Annotated in this window: 14 protein-coding genes; 8 read left to right on the top strand and 6 right to left on the bottom strand. The window is 59.8% G+C overall.

All coding sequences use genetic code 11. The features are described from left to right. The first annotated feature begins 279 nt into the window (after nt 1–279). The 4 genes from hemW (at nt 280) to moaA (ending at nt 3,890) form a co-directional block, all read left to right on the top strand. Nucleotides 280–1,476 (top strand): radical SAM family heme chaperone HemW, encoded by a 1,197-nt coding sequence (gene hemW / locus J3U87_RS09755; protein ID WP_237382856.1) that lies wholly within the window; start codon nt 280–282, stop codon nt 1,474–1,476. Between the two features lie 216 nt (nt 1,477–1,692). After that, a complete protein-coding gene (locus J3U87_RS09750) occupies nt 1,693–1,935 on the top strand; it encodes a CDGSH iron-sulfur domain-containing protein (protein ID WP_237382855.1) in 243 nt (80 codons plus the stop codon). Between the two features lie 261 nt (nt 1,936–2,196). Continuing rightward, entirely contained in the window at nt 2,197–2,742 is a 546-nt protein-coding gene (locus J3U87_RS09745; protein ID WP_237382854.1) for a hypothetical protein, read from the top strand. A 113-nt stretch (nt 2,743–2,855) separates the two neighbouring features. Then, a complete protein-coding gene (moaA, locus tag J3U87_RS09740; RefSeq protein ID WP_237382853.1) occupies nt 2,856–3,890 on the top strand; it encodes a GTP 3',8-cyclase MoaA in 1,035 nt (344 codons plus the stop codon). A gap of 1,570 nt (nt 3,891–5,460) precedes the next feature. Here the strand turns inward: moaA and dnaJ are convergent. The 4 genes from dnaJ to hrcA all read right to left on the bottom strand — a co-directional run bounded on the left by dnaJ (nt 5,461) and on the right by hrcA (nt 10,317). Continuing rightward, nucleotides 5,461–6,579 (bottom strand): molecular chaperone DnaJ, encoded by a 1,119-nt coding sequence (gene dnaJ, locus J3U87_RS09735; RefSeq protein ID WP_237382852.1) that lies wholly within the window; start codon nt 6,577–6,579, stop codon nt 5,461–5,463. Between the two features lie 63 nt (nt 6,580–6,642). Then, on the bottom strand, nt 6,643–8,466 hold the full coding sequence (gene dnaK / locus J3U87_RS09730; RefSeq protein WP_237382851.1) for a molecular chaperone DnaK: 1,824 nt from the start codon (nt 8,464–8,466) through the stop codon (nt 6,643–6,645). Between the two features lie 61 nt (nt 8,467–8,527). Next, entirely contained in the window at nt 8,528–9,196 is a 669-nt protein-coding gene (gene grpE / locus J3U87_RS09725) for a nucleotide exchange factor GrpE (RefSeq protein ID WP_237382850.1), read from the bottom strand. Between the two features lie 86 nt (nt 9,197–9,282). Beyond that, nucleotides 9,283–10,317: a heat-inducible transcriptional repressor HrcA gene (gene hrcA / locus J3U87_RS09720; protein WP_237382849.1), complete on the bottom strand. Its 1,035-nt coding sequence runs from the start codon at nt 10,315–10,317 to the stop codon at nt 9,283–9,285. Nucleotides 10,318–10,931: 614 nt separating this feature from the next. Between hrcA and J3U87_RS09715 the strand changes: the two genes are divergently transcribed. From J3U87_RS09715 to J3U87_RS09700, 4 genes are all read left to right on the top strand, one after another. Further along, nucleotides 10,932–11,993, top strand: a complete 1,062-nt coding sequence (locus tag J3U87_RS09715; RefSeq protein ID WP_237382848.1) for a glycosyltransferase family 9 protein — start codon at nt 10,932–10,934, stop codon at nt 11,991–11,993. Continuing rightward, a complete protein-coding gene (gene waaF / locus J3U87_RS09710) occupies nt 11,990–13,075 on the top strand; it encodes a lipopolysaccharide heptosyltransferase II (protein WP_237382847.1) in 1,086 nt (361 codons plus the stop codon). The genes J3U87_RS09715 and waaF overlap by 4 nt, the downstream gene beginning before the upstream one ends. Nucleotides 13,076–13,438: 363 nt before the next feature. After that, entirely contained in the window at nt 13,439–14,251 is an 813-nt protein-coding gene (locus J3U87_RS09705) for a transglutaminase-like domain-containing protein (RefSeq protein WP_237382846.1), read from the top strand. A 106-nt stretch (nt 14,252–14,357) separates the two neighbouring features. Next, complete coding sequence (locus tag J3U87_RS09700) at nt 14,358–15,608, top strand: type IV pilus twitching motility protein PilT (RefSeq protein ID WP_237382845.1); 1,251 nt, start codon at nt 14,358–14,360, stop codon at nt 15,606–15,608. 71 nt (nt 15,609–15,679) lie between these two features. Here J3U87_RS09700 and J3U87_RS09695 read toward each other — a convergent pair whose 3' ends face one another. Continuing rightward, nucleotides 15,680–16,315, bottom strand: coding sequence for a DUF4269 domain-containing protein (locus J3U87_RS09695; RefSeq protein ID WP_237382844.1), 636 nt, complete (start codon nt 16,313–16,315; stop codon nt 15,680–15,682). 111 nt (nt 16,316–16,426) lie between these two features. Next, a complete protein-coding gene (locus J3U87_RS09690; RefSeq protein WP_237382843.1) occupies nt 16,427–17,443 on the bottom strand; it encodes a GGDEF domain-containing protein in 1,017 nt (338 codons plus the stop codon). Between the last annotated feature and the right edge of the window lie 263 nt (nt 17,444–17,706).

The following is a 17,706-nucleotide window of genomic DNA, read 5'->3' as shown; positions in this document are numbered from 1 at the left end:
CAGAATCGTAACTATACCATGAGCTATTTTCCTGTATAAGGGAAAAGGAAAAGGCCCGAGATGGCGATTTCGACGGCGTTTGGTGTCGTAGGCCACTATGATCGCGTAAGCGATTGTTGGCGCCGCATACGGCTTGGGACGGCCCCGAAAGCCGAGGGGGTCCGTGTTCGAGATTCTGGATCGGTGCCGAGAAAAGGAAGCGACGACCTGATGAACAGCCGAAACAAAGCCGCGAGCGATGCCAGAGATTCGATCCGAAGATCGAACGCGGAGCGGTCCTTGGGGTCAGCGCCGACGAAGCCTATCGAGTCGACCGGCGAACCGGGAGAGGCCTCGCCGGTGGAGCCATTGGCGATCTACCTTCACGTGCCTTTTTGTGGCCAACGCTGCGCTTATTGCCACTTCGAGATCAAGGTCTTCCATCCGAGCTCCGGCCCCGGTTTGCGCGATGCGTTTGTCAGGCGCTACGTCGCCGGCCTGGCTCGGGAAATCGAGACCTATGCGCCCCGCTTCCGAGACCGCGAGGTGGGCAGCCTGTTTTTTGGCGGCGGCACCCCTTCTCGGCTCGATCTAGACGTGCTAGCCAAAATTCTAGAATGCGTGAAGCGCCGGTTCGATGTGCGCGAAGATGCCGAGATCTCGATCGAGGTCAATCCCGAGGACGGCACGCGCGACTACCTGAACGGGTTGCGGGCGCTCGGATTCACGCGCCTTTCGTTCGGGGTACAGACCTTCGACGATCGCGGTCTGCGGGCCATCGGGCGGCCCCACGATGGTGCCGGCGCGTTGCGGGTTCTCGGCGAGACCCCGGCCTTTCCCCACGGTGTTTCGGTCGATTTGATGTTGGGCCTGCCGTTTCAAAATCGCGAAACGCTCGAACGCGACCTGAACCACATCGAGGCCCTGGCTCTGGGCCATCTCTCGGTCTACATGCTGGAAACGGATTTGCCGACCCCACTCGATAAAACCGGCCGCGATTACCCCATGCCGGATGCCGATGCCCAGGCCGAGAGCTACGAGCACCTGTGCGTTCGGTTGGCGCAAATGGGCCTGGTGCAGTACGAAATCAGCAATTTCGCCCGCGACGGCCTGCGATGCCGGCACAATTCCGTTTACTGGCGTTGCGGCGACTACCTGGGGCTCGGACCCGCGGCACACGGTCGAACCGGGCTCGAGTACCGCGCCAACCACGCCCGACTGGGCGACTGGTTCGCGGCGGTCGAAGCCCATGGCCTGGGCGTCGCGCAAACCGAGCGCTGGTCGCCCGAGCGCCTTCGTCGCGAGCGGTTGGTCCAGGGCTTTCGGCTGAACGAGGGGGTTCCTGCGTCCTGGATTTCCCCCGAAGACCGAGCGCAGCTTTCCCGGTGCGAGACCTACGGCCTGGTGTGGTGCCGTGACGGCCGTTGCGGATTGACGGCGAAGGGCCGCCTGCTGGGCAACGAAGTGTTCCAAATCTTTGTGGCGCGGGACGAATGACCCCGCGGCCCGCGACGCCGCTCCCTTCTCGAGGCATGCCGATGCGCCGCGATCCCGGGCCTGCCAGGGCGTGGCTTGCCGGAGATTGGCCTTGTAATCCAGGGTCCGTCGTATTAAAAGGTAGGTAACGCTTTTTCATTTCCCATACACCTTTTCGAAGGCAACCCATCAACCGTGTCGCGGCACCGTGGCACCGACGCTCACAGGGAGTGGTTCATGCCCGAGAAACCGATCGTGGCCCAAAAAGGGCCCATGTCCATGCAACTCGAAGCCGGCAAAACCTACTGGTGGTGCCGCTGCGGACGAAGCAAGACGCAACCGATGTGCGACGGTTCACACGAGGGGACCGGCATCGAGCCGATGGAATACACGGCCCGGATTGCCCGCAATTTCCGCTTTTGTGCCTGCAAGGCCACCAAGAAACCACCCTTTTGCGATGGCAGCCACCTCGACCTGTAAGGGGCTCGGCGGCATGGCACCCTCGCCCAACAAACGTGCGAAGTCGATTCCCGACCGCACGGCCGGGTTGGCAGGCTTCCCAAATCGCAACGACGCGCGGTTCGACGGGAAGGTTGGAACCGCATACGAGGGAGAGTTGGCGAAAAAGAGTCGAAAAAACGCTTTGAAAAGGTCTCGATTTTGTATTTTAATGGGGTTCGTATCGCCCTGTGCCGACTACCTTCGCCTCTTCCTTCGGGAAAGGAGGTTGGGAAGATCGGTATGAAATTCGGAACCGGAAGAAGACGGGTCAAACGTCCGCCGCGGGTCTTGATGTTGTCGCTGCCGATGGTGGCGCATGAAAACGGTATTTACCAATGGTTTGCCGCGGATCCACGACGTACCCGGTATCAGGCCAAGGTGCTCAACGGTCTGTTTGCCTTCAAGAGCGACGAGCGTCGCTTCGCCCATATCCTGCTGGCGCACAAGCCCAACTACTGGGTGTTTCGCTGCAACCAACAAGCCTTTTGCGGTGATTTCATCGTCGTGGATATGTCCTGCCCACAGGTATCCCAGCGTCGCGTGTACGTTCTGGAGTTGAAGGAAAACACGGAACTGAAACATGCGGCGGGCTGTGCCGGATTCCAGCTTCACCGGGTCGCTTCGGCGCTGGCCACCATCGCCGGTGAAACCGAGGCCATCCCGGCCGAGCCCGATTGCGACATTCTGGTGGGTTCCTGCGACCTGGTGCTGGCCCACCTGGGTATCGAGGAGACGCAGTTGGAGACCGAGTGCGAGCGAGCGGCGGCGTTGACTAGCGTGGGATGAGGCGCGGACCTCGCTCGAATGGCCGGGTGAGGCTTCCACACCCATGACTTCGGCGCGATGGGTGTGTCTATCGTGTAGAATAGACACACCCGGCTCGGGTTCGAGGTACTCGCATGATTCGCGACCAATTCAAGCGCCCGCTGCGCGACCTGCGCATCTCCGTGACGGATCGGTGTAATTTTCGTTGCGGATACTGCATGCCGGGCGACCGTACCTACCGCTTCCTGCCCCGAGCCGAGTTGTTGACATTCGAGGAGATCGCCCGTTTGACGCGCCTCTTCGTGCACCACGGCGTGCGCAAGCTGCGGTTGACCGGCGGCGAGCCTCTGCTGCGGCGCGATCTTCACGAATTGGTCGCCCAGTTGGCCGCGATCGACGGCGTAGAGGACCTGGCGCTGACGACCAACGGCTCGCACCTGGCGCGTCAGGCTCGTGCCTTGAAGGAAGCCGGCCTGCACCGCGTGACGGTCAGCCTCGACAGCCTGCAATCCGACCGATTTCAAAAGTTGGTAGGGAAGACCGCCGATCCTGGCAGCGTGGTCGCGGCCATCGATGCGGCCCTTGCCGTGGGGCTGAAGGTCAAGGTCAATACCGTCGTCCAGAAGGGCGTCAACGACGACGAGCTCGTCGATTTGGCCGGTTTTTTTCGAGGGCGCGGCTTGGAGATTCGCTTCATCGAGTTCATGGACGTGGGCACGCTCAACGGGTGGAAATTGGATCGCGTGACCACGGCCGAGGAAATCCGCGATCGCATCCACCAGGTGTTTCCCAACGATCCGGTTCCGCCCCGCGTGGCCGGCGAGACCGCGCGGCGCTATCGCTACCGCGACGGCAGCGGCTCTTTCGGCGTGATCGCCTCCGTGACCCAACCCTTTTGCGGCGGCTGCAACCGGGCACGCCTTTCGGCCCGAGGCAGTCTTTTCACCTGCCTGTTCGCGACGCGCGGCATCGATTTTCGCGACATGCTGCGATCGGGAGCTTCGGACGACGAATTGAGCGAGCGTCTTGCGGCGATCTGGCGCGGGCGCGACGATCGCTATTCCGAGCTGAGAGCGGCGGGTGGGCCCGTGCCCGACCGCAGGCGCGAGGCGCCTTCCGACGACGACGTCACATCGGACAAGGTCGAGATGTACTACATCGGCGGTTGAACGTCCCGCGACGACGCCTCTCTCGAACATGCGGGAACACCCACGCGATTCGCTGCACCTTTGGTAGGGGCGAAAGAGCAGAGCCGTCCCTTTTCGCGGGAGGGTTGTGCATCGGCGTTTCCTGGCCGGAAGTTCCCAAAAGCGAAGAGTGGCGTCGAGGCTGTAGGTTGGCCCGCTGGGCCGACGCGTCGAAGCAACCTATGGAACCGAAGTAGGTTACCCCAAAGAGCGAAGCCCATAACTTCCCTCGCGGCGCGCTAACGTTGTCGCAAAGTCTAAAGTTCCCGCATCGTCAGAGGGGCATCGAGCCAGTAGGTGGAGCTACTTGCCTTACCGGCCCTGTTCTTCCTATCGAAGCTCGTCAACGGGAAGTGCCAGCATCCTGAAAAGGGAACGCAAAGCTCTTTTCCCGAAACTGATTTCGTAGCGAATCGGCTTCGAAAAGTCGGCCCAGCGGGCCAACCTACTGCAATGGCTAGTCTCTCGGCGATACTGGAACTCCTGGATGACTAACTTCGATTGGTGGAGCAAGCTGCTCCACCTACAGGCTTTACGACACTCTTTCGGATGCGGGAACTCTCTGTTTGAGCTACTTCGAAGTGTCGGCCCAGCGGGCATACCGCCCGTGACCAACCTACCGTGACGACGCCTCTCTCGAACATGCGGGAACACCCACGCGATTCGCTGCACCTTTGGTAGGGGCGAAAGAGCGGAGCCGTCCCCTTTCGCGGGAGGGTTGTGCATCGGCGTTTCCTGGCCGGAAGTTCCCCCAAGCGAAGAGTGGCGTCGAGGCTGTAGGTTGGCCCGCTGGGCCGACGCGTCGAAGCAACATATGGAACCGAAGTAGGTTACCCCAAAGAGCGAAGCCCATAACTTCCCTCGCGGCGCGCTAACGTTGTCGCAAAGTCTAAAGTTCCCGCATCGTCAGAGGGGCATCGAGCCAGTAGGTGGAGCTACTTGCCTTGCCGACCCTGCTCTACCTATCGAAGCTCGTCAACAAAATTGCTGGCCAGGCGGTAATACCGCTGGGCCAGCTTACCCGCCCTGCTCTACCTATCGAAGCTCGTCAACGGGAAGTGCCAGCATCCTGAAAAGGGAACGCAAAGCTCTTTTCCCGAAACTGATTTCGTAGCGAATCGGCTTCGAAAAGTCGGCCCAGCGGGCCAACCTACTGCAATGACTAGTCTCTCGGCGATACTGGAACTCCTGGATGACTAACTTCGATTGGTGGAGCAAGCTGCTCCACCTACAGGCTTTACGACACTCTTTCGGATGCGGGAACTCTCTGTTTGAGCTACTTCGAAGTGTCGGCCCAGCGGGCCAACCTACTGCAATGGCTAGTCTCTCGGCGATACAGGAACTCCTGGATGACTAACTTCGATTGGTGGAGCAAGCTGCTCCACCTACAGGCTTTACGACACTCTTTCGGATGCGGGAACTCTCTGTTTGAGCTACTTCGAAGTGTCGGCCCAGCGGGCATACCGCCCGTGACCAACCTACCGTGACGACGCCTCTCTCGAACATGCGGGAACACCCACGCGATTCGCTTCGATGGGTTGTCTCCGGCGACTCAGTTGAAGAAGTCCACGACCTTTTGGAACACGGACTTTTCTTCGTTGGTTTTTTCCGAATGGATTTTCGCGAGTTCCTTGTACAGCTCCCGCTCCCGCTTGCCCAACTTGGTGGGGGTTTGCACCACGACCGTCACGTATAGGTCGCCGTGGCGATGGGGTCGGCCCAGGATACTGAATCCGGCACCCGTGCTGCGGAACTTGGTTCCGGATTGGGTGCCCTCGGGGATCTTCAGTTGCTCGCTGCCCTTGAGGGTGGGGATCTCCAATTCGGTGCCCAGCGCGGCCTGCGAGAAGCTGATCGGCACCGAGGCGTACAGGTCGTCGCCCTTGCGGTGGAAGTACTCGTGCTCCTGCACCTGGATGTGGAGGTACAGGTCGCCCGGAGGCCCTCCGTTCTGGCCCGGCTCACCCTTGTGGGCCACGCGCAACTGCATGCCGTTGTCGACACCGGCCTGGATCGGGACTTTTAACTCGCTTTCCTTCTCCACCTGGCCCTGACCGTAGCAGGTACGGCAACGGTCGCTGGGGTCGGTGAGCTGACCGGTGCCCCGGCAATTGGGGCAGGTTCGGCTGATGGCGAAAAAGCCGCTCTGGACCTGGACCTGGCCGACTCCACCGCAGGTGCCGCAGTTCTTGCGGGTGGCACCCGCGCGCAACCCGCTGCCACCGCAGGTGTCGCACTCTTCGTTCTTGCGGATGCTGATCGATTTCTTTTCCACGCCCTCGTAGGCTTCCATGAAGGTCAATTCCATGACCTGCTCGAGGTTGCGGCCCTGGCGCGGTCGGTTGCGGGAGCGGCCACTGCTGCGACCGAACCCGAAAAAATCGCCCAAAATGTCTTCGAAACCGGCGAAGGCATCGGCGTTGAAGCCGCCGAACCCGCTGCCGCCTTTCAGGCCGGCGTGACCGTACTGGTCGTAAACCTGGCGCTTTTCCTTGTCCGACAAGACTTGATAGGCCTCGGCCGCGGCCTTGAACATTTCTTCGGCCTTCTTGTCGTCCGGATTTTTGTCAGGATGATACTGGAGCGCCATCTTGCGATAGGCTTTCTTGATTTCCTGATCGGAAGCTGTTCGGGCAACGCCCAGCACCTCGTAGTAATCTTGTTGAGCCATATGTCTCTTCGTTTCCTTTTTCTGTCTTGACGTCTGCCCAGCTCGGGGTGTGAAGACCGTTCGTCAATCGTCCTTGGTTTTGTGTCCACCGAACATGATGGCCTCGGAGAGTACCTTGGAAACCTTGTTGATCTCCTCGAAGGATTTTTCGATTTGGCCTTCGTTTTCGTTTTTGATGGCCTTCTCCGCGTCTGCCACGTGTCCGTGGATTTTTTCTTTCTCCGCCTCGCTGAGGAAGTGACCGTACTCCTTGAAGGTCTTTTGCAAGCGCTCGATCATGCTTTCCAACTTGTTCATCTTGCGGATGAAGTCCTTGCGCTTGGCGTCGGCCGCCTTGTTGGTCTCCGCCCGTTGAATGATCTCGTCGATTTCGCCCGGCGAGAGTCCGCTGGACGGCGAGATGTTGATCGACTGTTCGCGCTTGGACTGGAGGTCGACCGCGGAGACCTTGACGATACCGTTGGTATCGATTTCGAAGGTTACCTCGATCTGGGGGACCCCCCGTGGCGCAGGCGGTATGTCGACCAGGTCGAACTTGGCCAGGGAGCGGTTGTTGGCGGCCAGATCGCTCTCGCCCTGGAGAATGTGCACGCTGACCACGCTTTGATTGTCGGTCACGGTCGTGAAGATCTGGCTGTAGGACGTCGGGATGTTCGCATTCTTTTCGATCATGCTGTAGACCAGCCCGCCCTGGGTCTCGATGCCCAGGCTGAGCGGGGTGACGTCCAACAGCACGATATCCTTGACCTCGCCTTTGAGGATCGAGCCCTGGAGCGCGGCGCCCAGGCCGACCACCTCGTCGGGATTGAGGTCCATGGTGGGTTCTTTACTGAAGATCTCGCGCACCATCTCGTGGATCAGGGGCGTGCGCGACTGACCGCCCACCAGCAGGATCCGATCGACATCCGGAGCCGTGATACCGGCCGAGGACATCGCTTCCAGGCACGGTTGCCGGGTGCGTTCCGCCAATTCGCGAATCAGTTCGTTGAAGACCTCGCGCTCCAGTTTCAGGTTCAAGTGCTTGGCACCGGTGGCATCGGACGAGATGAACGGCAGCGAGATCTCGGTGACTTCCACCGCCGACAGCTCGCATTTCGCCTTTTCCGCGGCCTCTTTGAGGCGCTGCAGCGCCATCTTGTCGAAGCGCAGGTTGATGCCCGTTTCTTCCTGAAAGCACTCGATCATCCAGTTGATGATCGAATTGTCGAAGTCCTCGCCGCCCAGAAAGCAATCCCCAGAAGTGGACTGCACTTCGAACACCCCGTCCTGTACTTCCAGGACACTGACGTCGAAGGTGCCGCCGCCGATGTCGTAGACCGCCACGCGCCCGTTGAATCCCGATTCCAGACCGTAGGCCAGGGCGGCTGCGGTGGGCTCGTTGATGATCCGCTTGACCTCCAAACCGGCGATCGTGCCGGCGTCTTTGGTGGCTTGGCGTTGGGCGTCGTCGAAGTAGGCCGGTACCGTGATCACGGCTTCCGTCACCTCTTCGCCCAGGAACTCCTCGGCCGATTCCTTCAGCTCGCGCAGGATGATGCCCGAGATTTCCTGGGGCGAGTAGGTATCCTCGTGGGCCTTGACCCAGGCGTCGCCGTTGCTGGCCGCCACCACCTCGTAGGCCAGGTGCTCGCGCACCGAATCCAGTTGCTGCGAGTTGTACTTCTGCCCGATCAGCCGTTTGACGGCGTAGATGGTGTTCTTCGGGTTGGTCACGGCCTGGCGTTTGGCGATATGGCCGATGAGACGTTCGTTGGTGTCGGTGAAGGCGACCACCGATGGCGTCGTTCGACTGCCTTCCTTGTTGGGTAGCACTTTCGGCGTTCCTGCCTCCGAAAAAGCCACACAGCAGTTGGTCGTACCCAAATCAATGCCTATCGTTTTTCCCATCGGTTTTCTCCGTTTCGGCCAACGATCCTATATTCATCACATTCAGAACGCATGTCTCGAGTCAGGTGGGATCCGCCTCGTCGGTGGTCTCGTCTCGCTCCGGTTCCGGTTCCGCAACCACCGGGGCGGCCGACACTTTCACCTTGGCCGCGCGAAGAAGCTGACCCTTGTAGCGATAACCCTTCTGGAAGATTTCGATAATGGTGTTTTCGGGGTGATCGGCGGTGGGCTCGTAGGCCAGCGCTTCGTGGAGGTAGGGATCGAAGGTGCGGTTCATCGCTTCGATTTCCTCCACCCCGTTTTGCAGCAGCACGTCGAGAAGCTGCCGCTGGATCATGACCACGCCGATGACGAAAGGATCCTGGGGATCCGTGGCCGATCCGACCGCACGCTCGAAATTGTCGAGCACATTCAAAATGTCGTTGAAAATCATGCGGTTCGCGAACTTGACCGCATCTTGTTTTTCTCGTTCCGTACGCTTGCGGAAGTTTTCGAGGTCGGCCCGGGCCCGGAGAAATTTATTTTGAAAATCCTTGGATTGGGCCTCCAGGTCGGCGATTCGCGAGGTCGTTTCGTCACTCGCGTTTTCCTCGGGGCTGGTGCCCTCTTCCCGAACTTCGATCGCGGTGACACCATCGGCGGGGGAAGCCTCCTTGGTTTCGGGGATCGCCGTTTCCTCTGACGTGTTTTCTACGTCTTGAGTTTCCTTAACTTCCTGTCCTTCGATCATGAACAAACTCCTCAATTTCAACCAGCATCAACCAGCCGAAAATCATAGCACAAATCGTCTTGGGGGGTGCCGAAAGCGGCAATGAGTCAGGCCCTCCGGGCCAAGCGGTTTCTGGCGAAGGACAGGATTTGCAAGGTGCGCAGATAGGGCAGCCTTTTGGGGCCCAGCACGCCCACGCATCCCATCCATTCGTCGTGACTTTTGAATCGCGAGAGAATTAACGTCAATGGTTCCAGTTCGGGAGCGGCCATTTCGGTACCGATCATGATCAATAGCCAACGGGCATCCTCGTCTCCCAAGGCGCCGCGGATCACGCGTTTGATGACGGACTGCTCCTCCATCAGCTTGAAAATGCTGCGCACCGAATTCATATCCTGAAATTCCGGCATTTGTAGCAAGGTCGAAAAACCCTGGAATTTCAATTCGCCGAACCGGCTCAATTCGCGGTTCAGGCTGCGGCTGATCGTGGCCACCTTGGCCGTCAACAGGTCGTACCGATCCAGCCCCCGTATGGCGTTGAGGGTCAGGTCGCGCTCGATTTCGGAAATACTGTGGTTGTAATAGGCGCGGTTCATGAAAGAGGCGATCTTTTCGGTCAGGGTCGGTGTCATTTCGGTCGCGGGAATGTCCAGGGACAGTTGGTGGGTGTAGCCGCCGTTGGCCACCATCAAGACCAGCAGGCGCTCGGAGTTGATGCGTTCGAAATGAATGTGCTTGAGCTTCAACCCGCTTTGTCTGAACGGAATGTGGAATGACACCAAATGTGTTTTCTTGTGGATGTAGTTGGCGATGGCTTCGAGAAAGGCCGGACCGACCGGCAGGTTGTCGATGGCTTCGCCCAACCGTTGCTCTTCGGTTTCGCCCATCGGCTGATCCTGCAGGCTGATGTCGTTGACGTAGGTGCGGTAACCCAGGTCGGTCGGCAACCGGCCGGCCGAGATGTGGGGTTGGTGCAGGTAGCCGGAATTTTCCAGACCCATCATGATATTGCGGATCGTGGCGGGCGATACCGACAGGGCCCGGGTCTTACTGATGAGGGCCGAACCGACCGGTTCGCAGGTCTGATAGTGGAGCGTCACCACTTGACTCAAAACTTTGCGCGCGCGTTCGCTGATGGTCATGGTGTGTTCACGATGAGAAGGAGTCTTGCCTGAATTGAGTGATTCCAGACGGCGCAATGGCGCAAACTGTTGGGCTGCAACGTATCGTAGCGATGCGCGACGCACTAATCAAGTGCGCTTCCGGAATGCCGAACCACGCTCGCCTCAACACGTTTCGCTTCAACAACTTGCACAATAGCATCCACCCGGATCGCACATCTTGGGAATTGGGAACCAAGTGCGGGGCACATCCACGAAATTCCGGTACGCCGAACGGGCCACGTCGCGCCGATGAAGGTCTCGATTCGCTGCGTGAGCCCAGGTCGGGAGCGGCGCGAAGGCCGCTCTCCCAACAACTTTCCACGCTCCCATTATCCTCAGGGCCTCGTTTTTTGTCAACTTTTGAAACGGCGGGAGAAAAGGGGCAAGCATTTGGTGTCGGGTAAGATAGCGTCCTCCTGACCGGTTGGGAGGAACTGGGCCGCACCGGCGCCGTGACCCCTTCGCCGCGTCACGGAACCATGCCTTCGCCGAATCTGTGCCGCACAGGTCGTTCATTTTGGGTAAAATCAAACGCTTTTCGCGAGATGGCTCGTCCATCGCCGCACACCATTCACGCTCGGGACCTTTCATTAATGACCGGTTCGTTCACGCCCCCCGACCTCGATCACAAGAAGGTACTCATCGTGCGCCTTTCGGCGCTCGGCGATGTCATTCGCACCCTACCCGCGGTGTTGGGGCTGATGCGCCGATTCCCCGAGGCGCGCTTCACCTGGCTGGTGGAGGACAGCTCGGCCGGGTTGCTTCGGGCCCTGCCGGGGCTGGATCTGATCGAGGTGCCGCGTGCCGAAATGCGCGCCCGCGATCCGCGTCGGGTCATGCGAGCCTGGCGCCGGGTGCGGGCTGCCGTGCGGGCCGAGGCATTCGACCTGTCCATCGACTTTCACGGCGTCCTCAAAAGCGGTATCTATCCACTTTTGAGCGGGATCCCACTTCGGATCGGCTATGAGCGAGGCGGTAGCAAGGAAGGCCATCGCTGGCTCATCAACGGTCGCTTCGCCCTGCCCGAGCCGCGCGTTTCCCGTTACGAGCGAAACATGGCGCTGGCTCGCTTTTTCTCGAAGGATGTGGTGCCCGCGGTTCCCGATTTCCAACTCGCCCCCGAACGCGTCGCGCGGGTCGACGCGGCGACCGCCGATCGACCGCTCCTGCTGTTTCCGGGCACCTCGGAACACGGTCGCAACAAACGCTGGCCCGCCAAATACTGGGCCTGGCTCTATCGCAAGTTGACCGAATCTTCCGAATCGGGACCCGTACGCTTCGTCTTCGGTCCCGCCGACGGCGCCTACCGCGAGGCCCTGACCGAACTCCTCGAACAGGCGCCACCCGAGTTGCCTTCCTTCTCGCTGGTTGAATTGACCCGTGCCTTGCAGCGCGCACGACTGCTCGTTTCCTGCGACTCCGGTCCCATGCACCTGGCCTCGGTGTTGGGCGTGCCGCTGGTGGCCATGCTGGGTCCCTCCGATCCCGTCTTGAACCAGCCGCTGCCCGGTCGCAACCGGCTCATCGTACCGGAGGCGCCTTGCGCCCCCTGTCGCAACCGAAAATGCCCCGTACTCATTTGCCAGGATTTGACCACGCCACGTCACGTGTGGGGCCAAGTGGTGTCCCTACTCGAAGAATTGGAGGCCTCGTGAACGTCGCAAACGGTTCGGTCGCCACGGATCCCTCCGAGGGCAAAGGTCGCAAAATCGCGGTGCGCGTCTCCAATTGGATCGGCGACGTGATCATGAACCTGCCGGGGCTCGAAATGCTGCGACACCACTATCCGGATGCCGAGATCGTCGCCATCGCGCGGCCCTGGGTGCGCGGGATCCTGTCGTTTCGACCCGACCTGGTGGACCGCTGCATCGACTTCGACGACCGCGGCGAGGCCAAGTCGCCCCTCGGTTTCTGGCGTTTCGCCCGCGGGTTGCGCGAAGAACGGTTCGATATGGCAGTCGTGTTCACCAAGCACCTGAAGGGTGCCCTGATGATGTGGGTTGCCGGAATTCCCGTCCGGGTCGGATTCGGCACCGCGGAAACCCGCTGGTTCCTCAACGGCCACATCATGCGCAAGTCACTTCCCAAAACCGGTCGACACCAATCGCGCGATTACCTGGAGCTGCTGGAGCGCGCGGGCAGTCTGGCCCCGATCGAACCGTCGCCGCTGCCGCGCCTCGATCTCGACGAAAACCTGGCTCGCCAGGTGCGCGAAACCTTTCTGGCCGGTGCCGCCGGGCCCGTTCTCGCCGTGCACGCGGGCGCCGCGTTCGGCACCGCCAAGCGCTGGTCGGCCGAGGGTTACGCCGAAACCTGTCGCCGCTTTCTGGAGCGCACGGGCGGCACCGTGATCTTGTTGGGGGTTCCGGCCGAGGCCGAGGTCAACACCCTGATCGAGGAAACCGTGGCCGACCCGGGCCTGCGCAACCTGTGCGGCAAGACCAGCCTGCCCGAATCGGTGGCCCTGATTTCGGTTTCCGACGGATTCCTCAGTAACGACTCGGGGCTCATGCACGTAGCCGCCGCCTTCGCCAAACCCCAGGTCGCCGTATTCGGGCCCACCGACATCGCCGCGACTTTTCCGCTCAACGAGCGCGCCCGCACGGTGTACCACAAGGTGGATTGCAGTCCCTGTTTCCTTCGCGATTGCCCGATCGGGCACGATTGCATGAAGGCCGTGACACCCGACGAAGTATCCGGCGAAGTGAATCGCCTGTTTTCCTCCAAAAGTGATTGATCTCATTCGCAAAGGTGTGGGTTTTTGGGTACTTACGGGTCCGTCCCGGGGAGCGCACGGCGTGGCGATCGTCACATTCGGGCTCGGGGAGGGGATTCCGCCGATCAACCCCTGACGGCGGGCCCCCGAATTTGGGGTACAATGGCAGTCCGTCCTTTCCTCTTCGCCCGGTACACCGAAGGCCGCGCCCGCTTCGCGTGTGCGACCCGATACATCGCGCGCCAGGCCGCTCACCGATGCGCCGCATGCACCTTGGTGAGCGCGAGACAAAGGGCGCCCGATCATTCAACCGGCGCGTCGTCGATCGTCGAGGCTTACATCTCGATTCGGGAAGACGGCGCCTCGCGTCGTAGGGAGCCTGACTTGCTCGCTGTTGCCGTACTCGTCGTTGGATTGTGGTTGCCGCTGCCGGATGCCGCGGTCAAGCCCGGTGCACCCGTGATCATGGGCACGCAGCGGTCCAGCTTTCGCCTGGTCCCCGCGACGACCGGCATGACCTTTCCCGGTTATCGCAACAACGGCTATCGCCAGTTGGTGGAACCCGGGGAAAAGGGTTTCCTGATTCGCATCGAGACCGTCAACGGCCAGATCTCCTCCAAGTTGAAGGGGCGGCGCGTCACGCTGTCGCCGGAGTTGGCACCCTTGGCGGAAGTGCTCAACGCCAATCACGAGGAGTACCTCGCCGATCAGGTCACCTACATGTTCGAGTGGCTGCGCCGCGAAATCGAATACGAAACCGAATGGGTTGCCGACCAGACCATCGAGAAGGTCATGCGAACCCGTAGCGCCAATTGCGTGGGGCTGTCTTCGGTGGCGATCGAGGTATTGGCCGCCATGGGTGTCCGCGCGCGTTACGTGACCGGCATCGCGTTCCAGCGTCAGGACAAGGCCAAATTGGTTTTGGAAGGGAGCGTGCTCCATCGCTGGATCGAGATCCACTACGAGGACGCCGGTTGGGTGTTCGCCGATCCTTCTGGAAAGGTGAACTTTGTGGAGGCCACCTACCTGGTGATGGGCGTCGATTCGGTCCATCCGCTCGAGGAGTTGAAGGAGCGCGCGGTGGGCAGCAGTGTCGAGCTTCTCAAATTGGAAAACGGGTTTCGCGTCATCGGTCGCATCCCCGGTGTCGACGGACGGCTCCGCATTCGGCCCAATCGATTGTTCGTCAACCCCTGAACGGCGTGCCGGACCCCGCAAAAATCGTGGCGGTTCAGGGTTAAATGAGTTAGGCTAACGTTATCAAAACAAACAAGACAACGACTGATTTTTGGAGAGACAAGTCATGCATATCAATGATTTGTTGAAGATTGCGACCGAACGTAAATCTTCAGATTTGCATTTGAAGGTGGGAAGTCATCCCATCATCCGCATCGACGGTGGCCTGAGCCCGATCGAGTCGGTCAATCGATTGATGGCTGAAGACACGGTCTCGATGGCCTTTTCCATTCTCAACGGCCGCCAAAAACAGAAATTCAAAGAAAACCACGAGATCGACGTGGCCTACTCCGTACCCGGTTTGGGCCGTTTCCGGTGCAACGTTTTTCAGCAGCGCGGCACCGTGGGCATGGTGTTGCGGGTCATTCCGGTGCGCATTCTCACCATCCGCGAATTGATGCTGCCGACGACGATCGAAGACATCTGTAACGAACAGCGCGGCATGATCCTCTGCACGGGGACCACGGGTTCCGGTAAGTCGACCACCCTGGCCGGGATGATCGACTACATCAACTCCCGTCGTACCGAGCACATCATCACCATCGAGGATCCCATCGAATTCCTCCACCGCGATAAAAAATCCATCGTCAACCAGCGCGAGATCGGCGTCGATACCAACTCGTTCGCCAACGCCCTGCGCGGCGCCCTTCGCCAGGATCCGGACGTGATTCTGGTGGGTGAGATGCGCGACTACGAAACCATCGAAACCGCGATCCACGCCGCGGAAACGGGTCACTTGCTGTTGTCGACCCTGCACACCTTGGACGCCACCGAAACCGTGAACCGGATCATTTCGGTATTCCCGCCGCACCAGCAGAAGCAGATTCGCCTGCAGCTTTCCGGTGTGCTCAAGGCCATCATCTCCATGCGTCTGGTTCCGCGCAAAGACAACAAGGGACGGGTTCCGGCGGCCGAGATCATGATCGCCACGCCCTACATCAAGACCTGTATCGAAGAGAAGGAAAAGACCAAGCTGATTCACGACGCGATCGCCGCCGGTGTGTCCCAGTACGGCATGCAGACCTTCGACCAATCGCTGTACTACCTGTGGAAGTCCGGGCTGATCACCTACGAAGAAGCCCTCAAGCGTTGTACCAACCCCGACGAGTTCAAACTCAAGGCGCAGGGCATCCAGAGCACCAGCGACATCGCCCGCGACAACATGGAAAGCTCCATCTCGGGCAATCCCGGCATGAGCCTTTCCGGTGCGGGTGCCGCGGCCCAGCCGGCGCTGGACAGCAACGAATTCACCAACGATCTCAACACGGGAACCGGATCCGAGGACGACCTGTTCGATTTCAGCAGCGATCTGGAGTGATGTTCCCGGTGATCGCCGAGCGACATCGATCATGCGGACCGCACGGGTTACCCGTGTGGTCCAACTGAAGTTCATTCCAAAAAGTCGTCCCAATCCATGGTGGAAACCGGTTTGTCGTCGGGATAGCTGGTCTTGGGATTGCGCAGGATGGGCAGTCGATCCAGCAATTCCTCGTCGCTCAAACGGCAGAGTGCCAACAGCTCTCGGTAGGGGTCGCCTTCCATTTCCAGATAGCGGGCGAACGCCGGTTCGGTCTTCAAGCCGCGCCGCTTGAGGGCGCGGATGGCCTTGCGGGCGTCGAAGCCGGCCAGGTGTAACAGGCGATCCTCGATCACCATGTGGCGGAACGCGATTTGGTGTTCCACCGGAATCTGCTGCGCAAAGATTTGGACCTGCATGCCTTTGTAGGTGAAGTCCACGGTCAGGCTGGGTAAATCGCCGTCGATCTTGGGTGCGCTCAAAAAGCCCTGGTATCGAGCGTAGGCCGCGGTGATTTCGCGGTCGAATTCGATCAGGTTTTCCGCGTGGCAGATGATATCGATGTCGCTGTCTTCGATGTCGAGGTCGATCGGGTAGGTACCCACCAACAGGGGCGAGTAGTGTTTCAGGCGGTAGAACACGTCCAGATCGCGAATGACCTGGTACACGGCTCGTTGTCGATCGGTTCCGCTCATTAGATGCGTGATGTCGCGCCAATCTCTGTTCATCGCCGCCCCCCCATGATTAAGGACACTTTACCGCGGAACCACCGCCGGTGATGGCATCATGACAAAAAGTTTGTGCTTTACAAAAATCATTGCGCGAAATCGTGTGTTCGATCAACTCCAAATAATGCGATTCCTCCCGCCGCGCTTGGCGCGGTAAAGGAGCTCGTCGGTGCGTTTGAACCAGGACTCCATGGATTCCCCATCGTCCAGTTCCGTCAATCCGCCACTGATGCTCAAATTGAATTTCAAATCTTTGTAAACATAGGGGTTCTTGGAGACATACTGGTGGATGCGATGGGCCGACTCGGCCGCCTGATCGAGGGTCAGGTGGCAGAACAGCACGCTGAATTCGTCGCCGCCCAACCGAAACAGCGCGTCTTCGCGGCGAATGCGGGCCCGCACCAGTTTGGCGAAATTGACCAGCACGTCGTCGCCCACCTGATGGCCGTAGGTGTCGTTGATCTGTTTGAAATGATCGAGATCCAGCAATAACAGACAGATGCTGGAGCCGTTGGCGCGCGCTTGGGCGATCGCCTTTTCGGCCTCGATCTCGAAGGCACGTCGGTTCTTGGAGCCCGTCAGGTTGTCTTCCTGGGCTTCGCGTGTGCGTTCCTCCACCTCGGCCTCCAGTTCGCGAATGCGGTCCTGGTACTGGTTGACCGCCGAGGCGATTTCGCCGAGTCCGTCCCTGAATCGATTCGATGCCGCCACCATTTCCGTGCCTTGATCGATCAGGTGCTGCGACAACCGGCGGATTTCCACCATGTTCTTGGCGGATTCCAGTTCGCGGATCGCCTGTTCCAGGGTCGCCGAGTAACTGCCCGAACTCTGGCTGGCTTCGCCCAGGAGGTCGAGAACGCGATTCAGGGTTTCCTTCACCTGTTCGGGAATCTCGGCCTGGGTGGCGTGCTCCTCGAGAGCCTGACGCAGGATGGCTTCATCGCGGGCGCGCACCACCGCCTTGAACTTGATGCGCAGAATGTTGGCCGATTCGTTGGGCTTGATGCGCCTCAGCAGGTTCTGCAGGGACTGGAGTTTCGTTTCGAACTGGGTGTCTTCGACCTGAAGCACGGACAAAAGGTGTTGAAGGGCGTCCTCTTGGGGAAACCCGATGGAAGAATCAGCCATGAACCTACCTCGCGACACGAGAGGGCATTTTAAAATTGCGCTCTTTGGTATGTTTTTCTAAAAAGTAAAGGTTGGGTAGTGGAGAGCATTTACGCTATTCTCGCAAGTTTTTTAGGGGGCGGCAACCTCGTCTGTGATGAGAGAGGTTCCGGTTCGGCATGCACCAAGGGAGGCCGGTTCGGCTTGGATCGCCCGGGTATCAAGGGGAATGGTCGAATTGGGTAGTTAGTTGGGGTGTCGAGAAAAATCAAATCTTCATTTCG

The sequence above is a fragment of the Sulfidibacter corallicola genome, from assembly GCF_017498545.1.
Lineage (GTDB): Bacteria > Acidobacteriota > Holophagae > Acanthopleuribacterales > Acanthopleuribacteraceae > Sulfidibacter > Sulfidibacter corallicola.
This window is presented reverse-complemented; position numbering and strand designations above follow the sequence as displayed.